The 15,493-nt window shown below is 58.6% G+C and carries 17 protein-coding genes and 1 pseudogene; 5 read left to right on the top strand and 13 right to left on the bottom strand.

The genetic code is table 11. The annotated features are described in order from the left end of the window. The first annotated feature begins 67 nt into the window (after window positions 1-67). Window positions 68-871, top strand: coding sequence for a glycerophosphodiester phosphodiesterase (locus AYT24_RS00390; RefSeq protein ID WP_010931773.1), 804 nt, complete (start codon window positions 68-70; stop codon window positions 869-871). A 22-nt stretch (window positions 872-893) separates the two neighbouring features. Here the strand turns inward: AYT24_RS00390 and AYT24_RS00385 are convergent, their stop codons facing one another. From AYT24_RS00385 to tsaD, 13 genes and pseudogenes are all read right to left on the bottom strand, one after another. Further along, window positions 894-2,249, bottom strand: a complete 1,356-nt coding sequence (locus AYT24_RS00385) for a BatD family protein (protein WP_226986875.1) — start codon at window positions 2,247-2,249, stop codon at window positions 894-896. Window positions 2,250-2,254: 5 nt separating this feature from the next. Then, on the bottom strand, window positions 2,255-3,055 hold the full coding sequence (proC, locus tag AYT24_RS00380; protein WP_010931771.1) for a pyrroline-5-carboxylate reductase: 801 nt from the start codon (window positions 3,053-3,055) through the stop codon (window positions 2,255-2,257). 19 nt (window positions 3,056-3,074) lie between these two features. After that, window positions 3,075-3,341: a SemiSWEET transporter gene (locus AYT24_RS00375; protein ID WP_010931770.1), complete on the bottom strand. Its 267-nt coding sequence runs from the start codon at window positions 3,339-3,341 to the stop codon at window positions 3,075-3,077. A 153-nt stretch (window positions 3,342-3,494) separates the two neighbouring features. Next, complete coding sequence (locus AYT24_RS00370) at window positions 3,495-3,821, bottom strand: c-type cytochrome (protein WP_010931769.1); 327 nt, start codon at window positions 3,819-3,821, stop codon at window positions 3,495-3,497. Window positions 3,822-4,040: 219 nt separating this feature from the next. Beyond that, window positions 4,041-4,472, bottom strand: a complete 432-nt coding sequence (locus tag AYT24_RS00365) for a c-type cytochrome (protein WP_010931767.1) — start codon at window positions 4,470-4,472, stop codon at window positions 4,041-4,043. A 99-nt stretch (window positions 4,473-4,571) separates the two neighbouring features. Then, window positions 4,572-5,993 (bottom strand): B12-binding domain-containing radical SAM protein, encoded by a 1,422-nt coding sequence (locus AYT24_RS00360; protein WP_010931766.1) that lies wholly within the window; start codon window positions 5,991-5,993, stop codon window positions 4,572-4,574. 5 nt (window positions 5,994-5,998) lie between these two features. Next, a complete protein-coding gene (locus AYT24_RS00355; protein ID WP_010931765.1) occupies window positions 5,999-6,646 on the bottom strand; it encodes a tetratricopeptide repeat protein in 648 nt (215 codons plus the stop codon). A 59-nt stretch (window positions 6,647-6,705) separates the two neighbouring features. Continuing rightward, the gene (locus tag AYT24_RS00350; RefSeq protein WP_010931764.1) at window positions 6,706-7,845 is read right to left on the bottom strand and encodes a pyridoxal-phosphate-dependent aminotransferase family protein; all 1,140 of its coding nucleotides are present in this window, start codon (window positions 7,843-7,845) and stop codon (window positions 6,706-6,708) included. 263 nt (window positions 7,846-8,108) lie between these two features. After that, window positions 8,109-8,789, bottom strand: coding sequence for an outer membrane protein (locus AYT24_RS00345; RefSeq protein ID WP_164926796.1), 681 nt, complete (start codon window positions 8,787-8,789; stop codon window positions 8,109-8,111). 237 nt (window positions 8,790-9,026) lie between these two features. Beyond that, a pseudogene (locus tag AYT24_RS00340) lies at window positions 9,027-9,590 on the bottom strand (outer membrane protein); the annotation flags it as partial. A 53-nt stretch (window positions 9,591-9,643) separates the two neighbouring features. Then, window positions 9,644-10,744: a glutamine-hydrolyzing carbamoyl-phosphate synthase small subunit gene (carA, locus tag AYT24_RS00335; protein ID WP_010931760.1), complete on the bottom strand. Its 1,101-nt coding sequence runs from the start codon at window positions 10,742-10,744 to the stop codon at window positions 9,644-9,646. A 9-nt stretch (window positions 10,745-10,753) separates the two neighbouring features. Then, window positions 10,754-11,107, bottom strand: a complete 354-nt coding sequence (yajC, locus tag AYT24_RS00330) for a preprotein translocase subunit YajC (RefSeq protein ID WP_010931759.1) — start codon at window positions 11,105-11,107, stop codon at window positions 10,754-10,756. A gap of 107 nt (window positions 11,108-11,214) precedes the next feature. After that, window positions 11,215-12,276, bottom strand: coding sequence for a tRNA (adenosine(37)-N6)-threonylcarbamoyltransferase complex transferase subunit TsaD (gene tsaD, locus AYT24_RS00325; RefSeq protein WP_010931758.1), 1,062 nt, complete (start codon window positions 12,274-12,276; stop codon window positions 11,215-11,217). Between the two features lie 22 nt (window positions 12,277-12,298). Between tsaD and AYT24_RS00320 the strand changes: the two genes are divergently transcribed. The 4 genes from AYT24_RS00320 (at window position 12,299) to AYT24_RS00305 (ending at window position 15,455) form a co-directional block, all read left to right on the top strand. After that, a complete protein-coding gene (locus AYT24_RS00320) occupies window positions 12,299-12,526 on the top strand; it encodes a hypothetical protein (RefSeq protein ID WP_164926795.1) in 228 nt (75 codons plus the stop codon). 83 nt (window positions 12,527-12,609) lie between these two features. Further along, window positions 12,610-13,608, top strand: coding sequence for an AAA family ATPase (locus AYT24_RS00315; protein ID WP_010931757.1), 999 nt, complete (start codon window positions 12,610-12,612; stop codon window positions 13,606-13,608). After that, the gene (locus AYT24_RS00310; RefSeq protein ID WP_010931756.1) at window positions 13,592-14,515 is read left to right on the top strand and encodes a DUF58 domain-containing protein; all 924 of its coding nucleotides are present in this window, start codon (window positions 13,592-13,594) and stop codon (window positions 14,513-14,515) included. The genes AYT24_RS00315 and AYT24_RS00310 overlap by 17 nt, the downstream gene beginning before the upstream one ends. Next, on the top strand, window positions 14,499-15,455 hold the full coding sequence (locus AYT24_RS00305; RefSeq protein WP_010931755.1) for a hypothetical protein: 957 nt from the start codon (window positions 14,499-14,501) through the stop codon (window positions 15,453-15,455). The genes AYT24_RS00310 and AYT24_RS00305 overlap by 17 nt, the downstream gene beginning before the upstream one ends. The last annotated feature ends 38 nt before the right edge of the window (window positions 15,456-15,493 follow it).

Here is a 15,493-nt window from a genome sequence, read left to right as displayed (position 1 = left end):
ACGGATCCATCAAGCAGGAACCCGGCGAGGAAGGCCTTTGGCCTGTGAAGTTCATCAAGCCGTTCTTATGACGTTTGAAATTCAGGCTCATCGCGGAGCCAGGGCTTTTTATCCAGACAATACCCTTCAGGCGTTTTGCAAGGCGGCCGATCTTGGCTGTCGCGTGATTGAACTCGATCTCAACGTTTCCAGAGACCTTCGCATGGTCGTGTCCCACGATCCGTGGGTGAGTTGCGCATCTGGTGACAATCCGTCGAAGCATTATCTCTACGCCATGAACTATGACGAGATCGCGCAGCTCGATTGCGGCGAGGCGTCGGCCGATTTCCCTTTTCGGCACAGCGTCCGGGCGGTTCGTCCGATATTGTCCGAGGTGTTCGGCACGGTAGAAGAGCAGCTTCGCCGTGCCGGGCGTCCGGGGGAAATGATCTACAATCTCGAAGTGAAGTCGTGGCCTGGTCTGGACGGAGCGGCGCATCCTCTGCCTGAGGAGTATGCCGCGCTCGTGACCCGGGAGATCGCAGCCTCGGAGCTTGAGCGCCGCGTGCGGCTTCAGTCGTTTGACGATCGCATTCTTGTTGCCGCCAGAAATCTCGCCCCCACGCTCTGCTACGGTTTGCTTGTGGAGGAACGAGCGGTTTTCGACCGTTTCCCGGAGCGCCCCGGGTTCGTGCCGGAATATGTCAATCCCCGGCTCGATCTGGTCGATGAGTCGCTGGTGTCATGGCTGCACGGTCTTGGCGCGAAGGTGGTTGTCTGGACGGTTAATCACCCAGAAGACATGCTCAGGATGAAACGTTTTGGTGCCGATGGCATCATCACCGATCATCCTGAAGTCGCCCTGCATCTGTCAGGGCTGAACGGTTCCTGACAGGTTTGATGGTCCATAATTGTCAGGAACGAGTCAGATCGGCTATGATCCGGCTGGCGTCCCGGTTCATGGTTTCAAGCTTTTCCGGAGAGATTTGGCCCGGCGAGTAGAGGGCGTGGTCGATGCCTGAAAGCAGTTCCGTTAACGCCGAAATGGTCTGCGCCTTTACCCCTTTTTCTTTCAGCAGCTTGCCAAGTTCTTTTGTGGTCAGGCCCGCGGGGTTCATGATTCCGGTTTTTTTGACAGCGCCGTACAGCTCGTTCCGGAGGGATTGCGGTGATTTGCCACCAGTGCTCGTCTGAGTGGCGGGCGCAGGTGCCGCTGTCGGTCTGATTGGTTCCGCCGCTTCACTCGTTTTTTGTTGGACTCCGGTACGCTTGTACCGCTTGATGTAACGGAGGTGCAGACCGAAAATGAGCACCAGAACGGCAAGGCCCATGCTCATGATGATTGGCCTGATCACTGCGCCCAGCGGATCAGGATCGGCGGGTGGAGGCATGACACCCGGGAGCGGAGATTGCGGCGGCATCATCGCGGTCCGACCGGCAATGACCTTGATCACGATGGCGTTTGACGCTATGGTTTCGTAGCGCCCGGTTTCAGGATCGAAAACGGTGAGCTTTAGCGGAACAAACCTGAATGTGCCCTCTTTCGACGCAATCAGGAGCATTTTTGTGTTCACCGACGAGGTCGAACCTTTTGCAGAAGCCGTATCGGGCGATGCAACCGACACCTCTTGCCGGATTCCTTCCGGCAGTAAAACCTTCAGGGGGGGCAGAGTATCGAGGTTTCCCTTGCCACTGATGCCGACTGAAAGGCTTAGCGGTTCGCCAGCATGAACCGTGCTATTTTCCGGTGAAACCGAAAGGGTGAAGTGGCCGACGGCTCCGCTGAAATCTGCGGGCGCGGGCTTTGGCAGCGCCCGCGCCTGAATGATGGCGGTCGGCGCGGTTACGATGGTCTCGGTGTCGTTGCGGCTGTCGAGTGACGCCTCGCCCTGTTGCGGCACGAGGCAGCGCAAGCGGTAGCCGGTAACCGGCAGTTTGCCGCTTTGTAGCGGGACCAGCCGAAGTTGCTTGATGACCGCTTTCCTGAAGAGTTCGCCGTTTTTCGATACCGGCGCACTGTTGATATAGTTTTCCGGGGCGAGTTCGCGCACCCATATGCCCGAATGCTCCGGCTGGCTTTTGTCTTCGATCTGCGGCGCGGTGCCACTGAAAAAAAGCGTGTAGGTGAGCTTTACCTCCTGGCCGACCCATGGCGTAGCGTTGTCGAGCGTTGATTCAATGAAGAGCTTTCCGCCGGCAGTTTCCGCGGCGCTTGCTGCCGGAAGCACGAGCAGGAGCGGCAGCAGCCAGAGGATGAGGCGCGTGAACATCGTCACTACTTCATCAGCTCTTTCGAACGGGCGGCGGCGGCCCTGACCGTGTCGATGAGCGCTCCACGCAGGTCGCGCTCGTCCATCGCTTTCAGCCCGGCTTCGGTGGTACCTCCGGGAGTCGTCACTTCGCGCACCAGCTCTTCGGGGCTTTTGTGGCCCGAGAGCACCATTTTCGCCGCGCCGAGCATCGTCTGGGCAGCGAGCAGTTGCGCGGTTTCGCGGTCGAGGCCGCACGCCTCTCCACCTTCGGCAAGGGAGTCGATGATCCTGAACATGTAGGCCGGTCCGCTGCCCGACACTGCCGTCGCGGCATCCATGCCGCTCTCCTCGATGATGGCCGTCTTGCCAATCGCGTTGAAAATCCGTTCGGCAACCAGAAGGTCGTCCGCTGTGGCGTGCATCCCTTTGCACAAGGCGGTCATCCCCTCACCCACAAACGCCGGGGTATTCGGCATCACTCGCACCACCCTCGTGCCCTCAGGGCAGTTCGATTCAATGAAGCCTGTCGAGATTCCTGCCGCCACGCTGACAATGAGATGCTGCCCGTGGAGTGCGGGTTTCAGCTCTGCGAGCACTTCGGCCATCTGGTACGGCTTGACGGCAATGACGATGATCTCCGCGTCGCGCGCGAGGCTTTCGATTGACTCCTCGGTATTGACGCCGTATTGCAGGGATACCGAGTGCAGTGCATCAGGCATCTTGTCGTAGCCGCAGATGACGATGTTCGGGTCGTGTGAAAGTCCGGAAATAAGCGCCTGGGCAATGCGTCCGGTGCCGATAAACCCTATGGAAAGTCGTGCCATAATGATGGAAAGATGATATTCAGGAGTTGGAATTGCCTTGATCCCGGATTTTGAAAAAAAGGATGATGAAGAGCAAAAGCAGGGTGATGCTGTTGGCTGAAATCATCGGAAAGCTTTGCTTCATGATGCCGTAGCAAAGCCACAGAAAAACGCCGGCGGTCATGGTTACGGCCCAGGTCATGCTGATGTCACGCGCCTGTCGTGTCCGGATCATCTGGATCGCCTGGGGAATAAATGCGATGGTGGTCAGGATGCCTGCCGCATAACCGAGCAGTTCGGTGTCCATGGGTAATTCCAGTCGTTGTGATGATTCCTCGCTCGACGATCTACAGGCAAAGATAAGAAAATATCGGATCACCGGCGGGAGTGAATCGGAGGATCGGTGGGCAACAAAAAACGGGAGGCTGGCTCCCGTTTTCCGCTGGTATGCAAAGAGAACTTATTTGCTCTGGCCAACCATGTAAGCAACGGCGTTGCCGACCTGTGCGTCGGTCAGTTTTGCGTTGCCACCCTTGGCAGGCATCATGCCTTTGGTGCCTTTGTAGCCCTTGATCGATTTCGAGACCAGGGTGTTCATGCCCTGAGCGATACGGGGAGCCCATGCGGCTTTATCACCAACTTTCGGGGCGCCCATCATGCCAGTCTTGTGGCAGGTTGCGCAGCTTGCATCATAGGTAGCCTTACCTGCAGCGGCATCATAAGCGAAAGCGTTGCCAGAAACGAGCAGGGCGGCGCCGACAAGAGCGGCTGAAACGAAACGGGACATAGCTATTTTCTCCGTTGAGAGTTTTCATTGCTGTTCGATGAGTGAATGACGATTTAACGATACGAAGTTTATCATTTTGAGCGCTGACCTCCAAATGATTTCAGAAGAGGGCACACCAACAGAAAACAGAGAATTTCTGTCTTGATGGCCTACGTTTTTCTTCATGAAAATTTTCAGGAGGCGAGCTTTTTCTCGGCCTCCTGAAAAAACTGCGCTCGCTTATTTCGAGATGCTGATCAGGTATTTCGCGGCGTTGGTGAGCTGCTCGTCGGTCAGGGCGGCGTTGCCACCTTTGGGGGGCATGCCGTTCAGACCGTTGATCGTGTTTTTGATCACGGACTCCTCGCCCTTGGCGATGCGCGGAGCCCAGGCAGCCTTGTCGCCCGGTTTTGGAGCGCCCATCATACCTGCGTCGTGGCATGCGTTGCAGCCGCCTTCGTAAATGGTCTTGCCTTCCGCAAGCGCGGGATCAGTCGGGGTCGCTGCCGGCGCTGGTGCAGGAGCGGCAGCAGGAGCCGCGGCTTCGGTCTTGGGCTGATCGGCCTTTTCAGCCTTGTCGATCTCTTCTGCAAGTTTGGCTGGCGGTTTTTCAAGGCCGCATCCACCAAGAACAATGAGGCCGGTGGCGAGCAATGGCAAAAAACGTTTCATGGCTTTCTCCTTGATTTATCGGTGTTGTCGTTGGGAGTATCCTCGCTAAAATAAGACGAACTTCATTTTAATCATAATTCGTCTCCGCTCAAAACACTTTCAGGCGCTTCCGAGGGTTTCGAGCTGCTTGCGGAGATCGTTTCTCGACAGGCGGTAGAGATGGGTGTAAAACAGGTTGAAAAAAAGCACGGCGGCGTTGATGCCCGGCGCTTCCAGCCCGCGCCGGATGGCGTTGCCGATATTGAAGACCTTGCGCGTCAACTCGGAGTAGCTTTCGATGAACTCCGGCAGCGGAATGTTTTTCGGGCGGTAAAGCATCTCCTGGCCGAAGGTGTAGCGGAACGAGGTGATGTCCTCCGGGTCGAAGAGCAGCCGTCCCTCCTCGCGCAGGCGGTCGAACACCTTCGTGCCGGGAATAGGGCGGAGTGTGTTGATACCAGGCACGTCGAGGCGGGTGTCGGCGATGAAGTCGAGGATGGCTTGCGGCGTCTGGAGTGTGTCACCGTCGAGACCGTAGATGAAGCTTCCGTAAAGACTTATGCCGCTCTTTCGGATCGCCCGGATGTTGCCCGCCAGTTCGTCGGTACGGTTCTGCGTCTTCTTGTGGGCGATGCGGCTCGACGGCTCGATGCTCTCGATGCCCACGAGCAGCGCGCGGCAGCCGGAGCGGGCAAAGGTGTCGAGCAGCTCCGGCTGCTGGCCGAGCGCGGTGGTCGCCTGACCAAACCAGGTGATGTTGAGCGGAATCAGGTGTTTGAACAGCTCCCGCGCGAAGAGCGGGTCGCCGTTGATGGAGTCGTCCACAAAAAAGAAGATGCGCTTGTCCTCCTCGCTGAAGCGTCGCACCTCATCGACAATGTGGTCGATTTTGCGCTGCCGGAGCACCCTGCCGTTCAGCACGTGGACGTTGCAGAAGTCGCACTGGTAGGGGCAGCCTCGTCCGGTCTGGACGAGGTTGGTGGTGAAGTAGCGGTTTTTTTTCAGCGAGGCGCGGCTCACCGGGCGGTGAAGCTGCAAGTCCGGAGGGGCGTCCGGGCGGTACTCGGCTTTGAGCGAATCGGTGACGAGATCTGCGAGCACATCGCGCCAGAGGTCGTCCGCCTCGCCGTGCACGAGGCAATCCGCGTGCGCGCGGCATGAGTCGGGGAACATGGTGACGTGCGGGCCGCCGAGCACGACTTTGACACCCCGGCTCCGCAAGCGGTCGGCCAGTTCGAAAGCTTTCGAGGCCATGCCGGTCTGCACGCTGATGCCGACCAGATCCCATTGCCGGTCGAAGGGAAACTCCTCGAACCGGAGGTCGCAGAGCGTCTGTTCGACGCCGGGCACCTCGATCGAGGCAAGGATCATCAGGGCAAGCGGCGGAATAGCGAACTGTGTTCGTTTGATGAGGTTCCGGACGCCACTGTCGAGCCATCGCCTCAGGCCGGGCGGCTCGGTGTCACCGTAGAGCGAGCGTGCGCCATCGACGCCGCTGTCGGAGGGCAGAAAGACCAGGGCGACTTGCTTGTTCCACGCCATCTGGCTTACCAGTCGGGTTGGTTCTGCTCCGAAGGCTTGGTCGGCAGCGGCTTGAAATATTTGCGCATCTGGCGCGCCTCCTCCTGGCGGGCATTTTCGAGGATCAGCTGCGAGACCGCGCCGCCGCCATCCTGCCCTTTGCCATCCGGAGAACCTCCGCCTTGTGGCGCAGGCGAGGGTGGCTGACGATGCTGCATAGCACGCAGCACGATTTCGTAGTTGATTCGCGCGTCTGCATTCTGCGGATTATCGAGCAGGGCGCGCCGGTAGAATGCCAGCGCCCGGCCAAGCAGCGCCTCCTGGGCTGGGCCCTTGCGGCTTCGGAACGCCTCCATCGCCAGGGCGTTACCCTGGTTATAACCAGCGGTCTTGCTAAGTGTGGCGTCACCGGGCGGAAGCGCGGCGAACAATTCGGCGGCACGGCGGTAGTGCTTCATGGCGTACTCGGCACAGGCGAGATTGAAGGATGCCTCGCATCGCAACAGGCCCGCCGGATAGCGATCGAGCAACTGCCGGTACTGCTGAATGGCCGGCGCGTAGTGACCGGCCTGGGCTTGCCGGCTCGCCTTCCAGAACAGGTTGTACTGTTCGAGGTTTGACCTGACCGCATCGAAGGAAAAGAGCGCGATCAGTAACAACAGTGCTCGTTTCATGGCGGCATTTTCTCCAATATAATCAACCTCGCCCGGCCATTCTGCAAAACAACCGGCCCCTACTCCCCGAGAAACGCCCGCTGGACGGCGCTGACGCCAGCGCCAACCCTGAAAGGAATCTCCATCATTTTGAGCGACCGCTCAAGCCCGCCCATCAGGGTCAGCATGTCGAGTTCATCGTAATAACCAAGGTGCGAAATCCGGAAGATTCTGCCCTTGAAGTCGTCCTGCCCGGCGGCAACCGTGATGCCGTTTTTGATCTTCAGGGTGGTGTTGAACTCCTTCCAGTCCGCGCCTTCGGGCAGCCAGACCGCTGTAACGGCGTACGAGGGCGACTCACTGAACAGCTCCATGCCGAGCGCCTGGCAGCCGAGGCGGCATGCGCCCGCGAGCGCTTCGTGGCGCGCCCAGACATTTTCGATCCCCTCGGCGCGCAGCATCTGCAACGCCTCGTCGAGACCGATGATAAGCGAAACCGCCGGAGTGAAAGGCGTGTCGTTGCCTGCATGGGATTTGAGCGCCTTGCGCAGGCTCAGGTAATACTGCGGCTGATGCTTGCGGTTGTGGATGATCTCCTGCGCCCGCTCCGAGACAGCCACCAGCGCCAGGCCGGGCGGCATCATGAGCCCCTTCTGCGAGCCGGTGATGCAGATATCCGCGCCCCAGTCATCGAAGTGGAACTCGTGCGCGCCGATGGCGGTGATACCATCAACAAGGATCAGCGCCTCGGAGCGTTCACGGATAGCCGCGCACAACGCCCTGACGTCAGATGCGGTGCCGGTGGAGGTCTCCGAATGGGTGATGCAGACGCCCATCGCGTCCGGATGCTCGTCGAGCAGTTCGGCGATTCGTTCTGGTGAAATGGCCGTGCCCCACTCGATCTTCTCCTCGACGCAGTTGCCCGTGTAGATGCGCGCCAGCTCGCTCCACCGTTCGCCGAACTTGCCGCCATTGATCGTGATAAGCTTGTCGCCCTGCCGAAACAGGCTCGAAATGGCCGCCTCCATGCCGCCGGTGCCCGAACAGGTCATAACCACCACCGGCTGGGTTGTTCTAAACAGATACTTGAGGTTTTCGTGCACCCGCTCCAGAATCTCCATAAATTCAGGATTCCGGTGATGGATGATTGGCGCGGCCATGCGAAGCATGACGTTTTCCGGTACCGGCGTCGGTCCAGGGGTGAAGAGTCGTTTTTTCATGAACCAAGCATTGCCTGAGCGGCGTCTTTTGTTAGATGATGAAAACCGGCCGCCACCAGGCGCTGGCGCAACTCATGCAGCGGTCGAGGATCGATTTGAGACAGGGGAACAATATAAGCATTTCAGGCAAGCAGTAAAGCGGTTGAAGGCGCTCTGAATACTGCTCGTTCAGGACGCGATGGCGTGAAGCGGAGGGCGGGGCAATAAAAAAACCGGAAGCCATGGCTTCCGGTTTTGATTCGCGCTAATGTTTCAGCCGTAAATCAGAACTGATACCTGAGGCCAAGCATGATGTTGTGGATCGCCCACTTGGCTTTAGGACCTCCATTATCGACAAGGAAATCATTCGGCTTCACATAGCGATACCCAAGATCAAGGGTCGTGTTATGAGCAACCTCAGCGCCAACGCCTGCGCCGACCTGCCAGACAAACACATCGTCACTCTTGTCTGTAACGCTCACGTTGGTATGGCCCCAGCCAGCACCGCCCATGAGGTACGGCTTGATGCCCGAACCGGCATCGATGTCGTAGTAGGCATTGGCCATCACCGTCAGCAGTGAGACATGGCCATCAATCTCATAGTCATCGCTAATGTCGTGACGGTGATAACCGACCTCAGCCTCAAGCCTTACGGGGTTGAAGTTGTAGCCAAGAGCTCCGGCAAGCGCTATGCCGCTATCCATCTTGACTTTTTCATCCCCCTCACCCAGAACTTCAAGTTTTTCAGGCAAACCGAGTCCCACGGCGCCGCTGATGTACGGACCGGCATTACTCTGCTTGACAACCGGTGCCGGAGCTGGCGTTTCAACCGGCGGCGGAGGCGGAGGAGGAGTGTAGGTTGACGGTGCCGGAGGAGGCACTTCCGTGCCGTTCGCCCAAGCGGTGCCGCTCACGCCCGCCAAGAGCGCAACAGCAACCATTACCATTTTTGATGTCTGTTTCATGATCGTTCCTTTTAGGTTTAACGTTAACAAAAGAACTCTTTGCGCAACTGACTGACCAAACAGTCATGCCATGGTAACGCATGGCTTAACCTATTATATAAAATAACATACATATTATCAACAGGTTTTGTAACACACAGAAAACAACCAAGAAGTAACACACAGAAGGCAACCACGAAATCAAAAAAATAGTTCCCGATCGTAACGTTCATCCGGCATGGCAAAGGGAAGGAGCATTCAGAACTGGTATCTGAGGCCAAGCATGATGGTGTGGCACTCCAGTTTGCCATCACCCAGGCCGCAGGTATCGACATTGTCTGGCTTCAGGTAGCGGTACCCGCAATCAAGTGTCGTGTTTTTGGCGGCTTTGGCGCCAACGCCTGCGCCAGCCTGCCAGGCGAACACCTCTTCGTTTTCATCCGTCCACAACCTATTGACATGAGCCATGCCGGCGCCGCCCATAATGTAGGGGCGGATACTCGACTCTTTGCCGAAATCGTAATAGACGTTCGCCATGACGGTCAGGGGCGAAAGGTCTTGATCCGCATCTTTGAAATCGTTCTTCTGGTAGCCGGCCGCGCCTTCAAGCCGCGCCGACCCGAAATTGTAACCGACGGCTCCGTTAAGCGCGAGACCCGATTTCAGGCCGAAGTTTGAGCCATTCGTCGTGTCGGGGGAGGCCAGGATTTCGGTCGTACAGGCCAGTATAGCAAATACAACCGGGCGGCAGCCGGTCTTGAAAGAGCCGGGAATTCCGATGCCAACCGCGCCGCTGATGTAAAACCCTGTGTTGTCGGCTCTTGCTGCCGGAAGAGGCGCTGGCGCTCATTTCGGAACCCCAGCACCGGAGCGGGTCAGTTTTTCAACCTCTCCATGAGTTCGGTGAACTCTTTGAAGAGGTAGTGCGAGTCGTGCGGGCCGGGAGCGGCTTCGGGGTGGTACTGCACCGAGAAGCAGGGCAGCTCGCGGTGGCGGATACCCTCGACGGTCATGTCGTAGAGATTCTTGTGAGTCAGCTCCAGCTCACCCGGCAGACTCTCCATTTCGACGGCAAAGCCGTGGTTCTGCGAGGTGATCTCGATCGTGTTGCTCAAGAGGTTCTTTACCGGATGATTCGCGCCGTGATGGCCAAACTTGAGCTTGTAGGTCTTCGCTCCGAACGCGAGCGAAAGCAACTGGTGACCAAGGCAGATGCCGAAGATCGGCAACGTGCTGTTCCGTGCGGCCAGCTCCCGGATGGTGTCGATGGCGTAAGTGACCGCAAAAGGATCGCCAGGGCCGTTCGAGAGAAAGATGCCATCGGGATTCATGGCGAGCACCTCGTCAGCGGTGGTTTTGGCGTTGACCACCGTGACCTTGCACCCCTCGGCGTTGAGCTGGCGGATGATGTTGGTCTTAATGCCATAGTCGAAAGCGACGACGTGATATTTGGCGTCGGGATTGTCCACCGTGTAGCGCTCTCCGGTGGTGACGCGCTGCACCAGGTCGAGGCCGGTCATCTCGGGAATGGCCGCCGCCTGCGCCTTGAGCGCCGCGACGTCATCGCACAAGGTCGAAATCACCGCCCGCATCGCGCCTTTCTGGCGAATCTCTCTCACCAGCTTTCGGGTATCGATGCCGGCAAGCCCCATCACGCCAGCCTCTTTGAGTGTCGCGTCGAGGCTGCGGGTCGATTCGTAGTTGCTGTAAACGTTGGAGGCTTCACGCACAATCAGCGCCGAAGCCCAGATTTTCTTCGACTCGTTATCGTTCGGCGTAATGCCATAGTTGCCAATGAGCGGGTAGGTCATAACCACCATCTGTCCGGTGTAGGACGGATCGGTCAGAATTTCCTGATAGCCGGTCAGCGAGGTGTTGAAAACCACTTCGCCTGTCGCTTCACCAGCATGGCCAAAGGCGGTGCCGCGATAGACCGAGCCGTTTTCAAGAACCAGAATTGCGGGTATTTCCTGCATCGATGCTTCTTACTCCTTCGAGGCGAGCTTGTCGCCGGTTTCCTGTTTTTCTATGTTGGCAATCGCCGAACGTTCGAACTTGATCTTGACGTTGTCGGCAACCTGCACAAGAACCGTTTTTTTCTCGGTTTCGATCCCGGCGACGGTCCCATGAATGCCGCCGATGGTAACAACCCGGTCGCCGCGCTTGATGTCGTTGAGCAGCGATTCGCGCTCTTTCTGTTTTTTCTGCTGCGGGCGGATCATGAAGAAGTAAAAGACGACAAAGATCAGGACGAGCGGTACGAGCTGGACGAACGGATTCGGCGTCGCGCCTCCGGCTGGCGGGGCGAAGAGCATCAGGGCAAGGATGGTGTCAGACATGGTCAGTAGCTTGCGGTTGGTATTCGGAGCTGGGCTCTCCGGCAACATTCGGGCCGGATAGGGCGCTTTTTTTTCGAATCCGAAGATAATTTATTTCCCAAACTATTTCAACGCGCCCCTTTTCTGGCTGCCTCGAAGCGGGCAAAAGGCGCTACGCCATAGGAATTATCCTCGATCCGGTACTTGCCTCGCGCAATCATCAACTGCGCCATGGTGGCGATCATTGCTGCATTGTCGGTCGAGTAGGCGAGCGCGGGAATGAAGAGTTCGATGCCGTGCCGGTCGCAGGCCGCCTGCATCGCCGAGCGGAGGCCGGAGTTGGCGCTCACGCCGCCCGCCACCGAAATGGCATTGACTTTATGCAAGAGCGCGGCGGCGACGCTCTTTTCGACCAGCACCTCAACAATCGCTGACTGGATTGAGGCTGCAAGGTCAGCCTGATGCTTTTGGACATACTCCGAGTCGTGAGCTTCGAGCCAGGTGCGCACGGAGGTTTTGAGGCCAGAGAAGCTGAAGTCGAAGTTGCCCCGGTAACTCTTGCTTGTCTGCGAACTTGCGGTCAGGGCTCGGGGAAAACGGTGGAAATCCGAATCGCCCTCGCGGGCAAGCCGGTCGATCACCGGCCCCGCCGGATAACCGAGGCCAAGCATCTTGCCGGTCTTGTCGAACGCCTCGCCCGCCGCGTCGTCGATGGTGCGTCCGATTACCTCGTAGCCCAGATCCTGCCGCACGACCGACAGCAATGTGTGGCCTCCGGAGACGGTCAGCGAAACGAAGTCGCCCTTCGGCTCGCGGTGGCCAGGTTCGTCGCTGATGAAGGGTGAAAAGATGTGCGCCTCGACATGGTTGACCGGCACGAAGGGCTTGCCAAGCGCCCAGGCCAGGCCCTCGGCAAAGCAAAGCCCCACCATCACCGCGCCGATCAGCCCCGGCCCGGCGGTAGCGGCTATGACATCGAGGTCATTTTTTGCTATATTTGCTTCGGTTATGGCGGCATCCACGATCGAGACGATCAGTCGCTCATGCTCCCGTGAAGCCAGCTCCGGCACCACACCGCCGAAATCGGTATGGCATCGCTGAGAACTGACAATGTTCGACCGGACCGATCCATCGCTGAGGACAGCCGCCGAGGTTTCGTCGCAACTGGTTTCTATCCCTAAAATATTCATCGCTCAAGAGAGGAAATGCGTAATGGCCAAAGCTAAGAAAGAGGAGAACAATAGCAAACCGCGCGTCAGGATAAGCTTTTTGAAGGCGTTCATGATTCTCATCGGAGCCGATCTCGTGCTGCTTTTCGCGCCAGGCATAGGGCTGCTCAACAGCGCCTTCTACATCGGTGACATGATCTCCTGGCCATCACTCGTCATCGGTCTCGTGCTGCTGGCGTTTGGCATAAAAGGTGTTTTCTGGCAGGAGTGAAGAACTGATCATTGATAGTTGTCCACGTCGTCCATAACCTCTACATTGTTCACTGAAAGCACGCGAATATTCATCTCTCACCCATGAAACAGGAAACGGATCTTGAATTGCTTGGGCGGCAAATTGCCGAGGAGTCGGCTTTTATCGACCGGGTGCGAGAGGTGCTTGCCTCCACCATCATCGGCCAGGGCGCGGTCATCGACAGGGTGATCATCGCCCTGCTCGCCAACGGCCATTTGCTGCTCGAGGGGGTGCCGGGTCTTGCTAAGACCCTCATCGTGCGAACCTTTGCGTCTGCGATGAACCTCTCGTTCCACCGCATCCAGTTCACACCCGACATGCTGCCCGCCGACCTGATCGGCACCATGATCTACAATCCGAAAACGATGGAGTTCTACCCGCGCATGGGCCCGGTGTTCGCCAACGTGATTCTCGCCGACGAGATCAACCGATCGCCAGCCAAGGTGCAGTCCGCCTTGCTCGAAGCGATGCAGGAGAAGCAGGTGACGATTGGCGATGTCACCTACCCGCTCGGCGAACCGTTCATGGTGCTGGCCACCCAAAACCCCGTCGAGCACGAGGGAACCTACATGCTGCCGGAGGCGCAGCTCGATCGATTCATGATGAAGGTGATTGTTGAGTACCCGACCTTCGAGGAGGAGCTGGAGGTGATGCAACGGGCGTCAGCGGTGCAGGCTCCCATCGAGGTGCAAGCGGTCGTCCAGCCGGAGGAGGTGTTCCGGTCGCGGAGCCTGGTGGATCGCATCTACGTCGATCAGCGGGTGCAGCGCTACATCGTCGATCTGGTCACGGCCACCCGATCGCCCGAGCGTTACGGCCTCGACGGTCTCTCGACGATGATCGAATACGGAGCGTCGCCGCGAGCCTCGATTTTCCTTCTGCTTGCCTCGAAAGCTCACGCCTTTTTGCAGCGCCGCGCCTATGCCACACCGGAGGATGTCAAGAGCATCGTCTATGACGTGCTGCGCCACCGCGTTCGCCCGAGCTACGAAGCTGAGGCCGAAAACATGAAGGCCGAGGACTTCATCAGAAACATTCTCGAACATGTCCAGGTGCCCTGAAGACTCCCGCACGGGGAATGGCAGGAACGGAGCGCCCGATCCTGGCGAGCTTTCCGCAATGGTGCGCAAGCTCGAAATCCGTTCGCGGCGGCTGGTCAACGAGCTGTTCAGCGGTGAGTACCACTCCTCGTTCAAAGGGCGCGGCATCGAGTTCAGCCAGGTGCGAGAGTACCAGTATGGCGACGACGTGCGCACCATCGACTGGAACACCTCGGCGCACAAAAACGACCTGTACGTCAAGATCTTCACCGAGGAGCGCGAGCGCATCCTGATGCTGGTGCTCGACGGCTCCGGTTCAATGCTCTTCGGCAGCGGACGGCTGAAAAAGGAGCTGGCCGCCGAAGTCTCGGCAATTCTCGCCTTCAGCGCCGTGCAGAACAACGACATGGTGGGGCTGCTCGTTTTTAGCGACACGGTCGAGACCTACATTCCTCCCCGCAAAGGCCGCGCCCACGCGCTGGTCATTCTGAACGAAATCTTCTCGATGCGGCAATGCGGGCGGAAAACCGACATCGATGCGGCACTCTCATTCCTGCGCCGCACGCAGAAGCGCAAGTCGATTATTTTCCTGCTCACCGACCTGCTCGGTTCGGAGTACGAGCGGGGCATGAAGCTGCTCAACGCTCGCCACGAATTCGTGCTCATCCACATCGGCGACCCGCTCGACCACGAGCTTCCCCATTCCGGGCTGCTCGATCTGGTCGATCCGGAGACAGGCGAGCGCCTGACAATCGATGCAGGAAGCCGCGCTTTTCTGGCCCGCTACGCCAAGGAGCAGCGGGCGAAGCGCGAGGCGGTGCAGCGGCAACTGAGCCGCATGAAGGTCGATGCGGTCTTTCTCGATACCGGCAAGTCGATCATCGGCGGCCTGAACGCATTCTTCCGGCACCGTGAGCGCAAGGTGTAAATCGAAACTTGCAGCGTTGCTTATGGCCGCCGGCCTCGGCACGGCGATACCTCCAGCCTCCGTGAGTGCCACGCTCCGTCCCGCCGACGTGAGGGTGAGCGCCGAGCCAGACAGCCTCTTTGCCGGGGAACGGCTGCGCTACGTCATTACCGTGCAGCACGACCACCGTGACTCGATCTCCGTGGTCTCGCTCAAAGCCGGCCAGGGCACGCCGTTCGAGATCACCGGCACCAAATCTTTCTCGAAAAACCTGCCGGATGGCCGCGCCGAATTCCGGATGGATACCGAACTCGCTGTTTTCGGCTCGGGCCGTAAGCCGCTGCCGGGGTTTACGGTCGTCTCGAAACACGCTTCGGCGGCGGAACCGGAACGTCTCGTCATCACCCCCTCCGAATCGGTGACAGTGCTGAGCATGACCGACTCAACCGTCACGGAGCTGCGCCCTATCGCGCCGCCGGTCAGCGCGCCGTTTCCGACGTGGCTGCTTGTGCCAGTGCTGCTCTCGCTGGCGGCGCTGGGGCTTGCCGGATACTTTGTCAAGTTGCTCATCACCGCTTTGCGCCGTCATCTCGCCGACCCGGGGCGAGCCGCGCGCAACAGACTCCGCGCGATCCACCGTCAACTCTCCAAGGGCTTGCAGCCCGCCGCTGGATACGAATCACTCAGCAACATCCTGCGGGAATTTCTCCAAAAGCGCTACCAGTTCGGCGCGCTGGAAATGGTTACCCAGGAGATCGCAGATGAACTTGCCGCCCGAAGGATCAGCATCCGCCAGGAGTTGATCAAGCTGCTCGACGAGGCCGATCTGGTCAAATTCGCTGACCGCCGCCCCGACATCGAAGAGTGCCGCCGCTCCCTCCGCATCGCCGAAGTGCTCGTCGCCACCGCCGCTGAAGCGGAGACGACAGAAAAAGAACCGTTGATGGAACAGAGCGAGTAGTTGCCGTTTTGGTATCTGATGGGCAAAATGTGCGCCTC

This window comes from Chlorobaculum tepidum TLS (assembly GCF_000006985.1).
In the GTDB taxonomy this organism is placed as follows: Bacteria; Bacteroidota; Chlorobiia; order Chlorobiales; family Chlorobiaceae; genus Chlorobaculum; species Chlorobaculum tepidum.
The sequence above is the reverse complement of the archived record's forward strand: the minus strand, read 5'-3'. Positions and strand labels throughout refer to the sequence as shown.

Coding starts and splice junctions, on each gene's coding strand:
- AYT24_RS00390 (WP_010931773.1), top strand. CDS start 68: ATGACGTTTGAAATTCAGGCTCATCGCGGAGCCAGGGCTTTTTATCCA.
- AYT24_RS00385 (WP_226986875.1), bottom strand. CDS start 2,249: ATGTTCACGCGCCTCATCCTCTGGCTGCTGCCGCTCCTGCTCGTGCTT.
- proC (WP_010931771.1), bottom strand. CDS start 3,055: ATGGCACGACTTTCCATAGGGTTTATCGGCACCGGACGCATTGCCCAG.
- AYT24_RS00375 (WP_010931770.1), bottom strand. CDS start 3,341: ATGGACACCGAACTGCTCGGTTATGCGGCAGGCATCCTGACCACCATC.
- AYT24_RS00370 (WP_010931769.1), bottom strand. CDS start 3,821: ATGTCCCGTTTCGTTTCAGCCGCTCTTGTCGGCGCCGCCCTGCTCGTT.
- AYT24_RS00365 (WP_010931767.1), bottom strand. CDS start 4,472: ATGAAACGTTTTTTGCCATTGCTCGCCACCGGCCTCATTGTTCTTGGT.
- AYT24_RS00360 (WP_010931766.1), bottom strand. CDS start 5,993: ATGGCGTGGAACAAGCAAGTCGCCCTGGTCTTTCTGCCCTCCGACAGC.
- AYT24_RS00355 (WP_010931765.1), bottom strand. CDS start 6,646: ATGAAACGAGCACTGTTGTTACTGATCGCGCTCTTTTCCTTCGATGCG.
- AYT24_RS00350 (WP_010931764.1), bottom strand. CDS start 7,845: ATGAAAAAACGACTCTTCACCCCTGGACCGACGCCGGTACCGGAAAAC.
- AYT24_RS00345 (WP_164926796.1), bottom strand. CDS start 8,789: ATGAAACAGACATCAAAAATGGTAATGGTTGCTGTTGCGCTCTTGGCG.
- carA (WP_010931760.1), bottom strand. CDS start 10,744: ATGCAGGAAATACCCGCAATTCTGGTTCTTGAAAACGGCTCGGTCTAT.
- yajC (WP_010931759.1), bottom strand. CDS start 11,107: ATGTCTGACACCATCCTTGCCCTGATGCTCTTCGCCCCGCCAGCCGGA.
- tsaD (WP_010931758.1), bottom strand. CDS start 12,276: ATGAATATTTTAGGGATAGAAACCAGTTGCGACGAAACCTCGGCGGCT.
- AYT24_RS00320 (WP_164926795.1), top strand. CDS start 12,299: ATGGCCAAAGCTAAGAAAGAGGAGAACAATAGCAAACCGCGCGTCAGG.
- AYT24_RS00315 (WP_010931757.1), top strand. CDS start 12,610: ATGAAACAGGAAACGGATCTTGAATTGCTTGGGCGGCAAATTGCCGAG.
- AYT24_RS00310 (WP_010931756.1), top strand. CDS start 13,592: ATGTCCAGGTGCCCTGAAGACTCCCGCACGGGGAATGGCAGGAACGGA.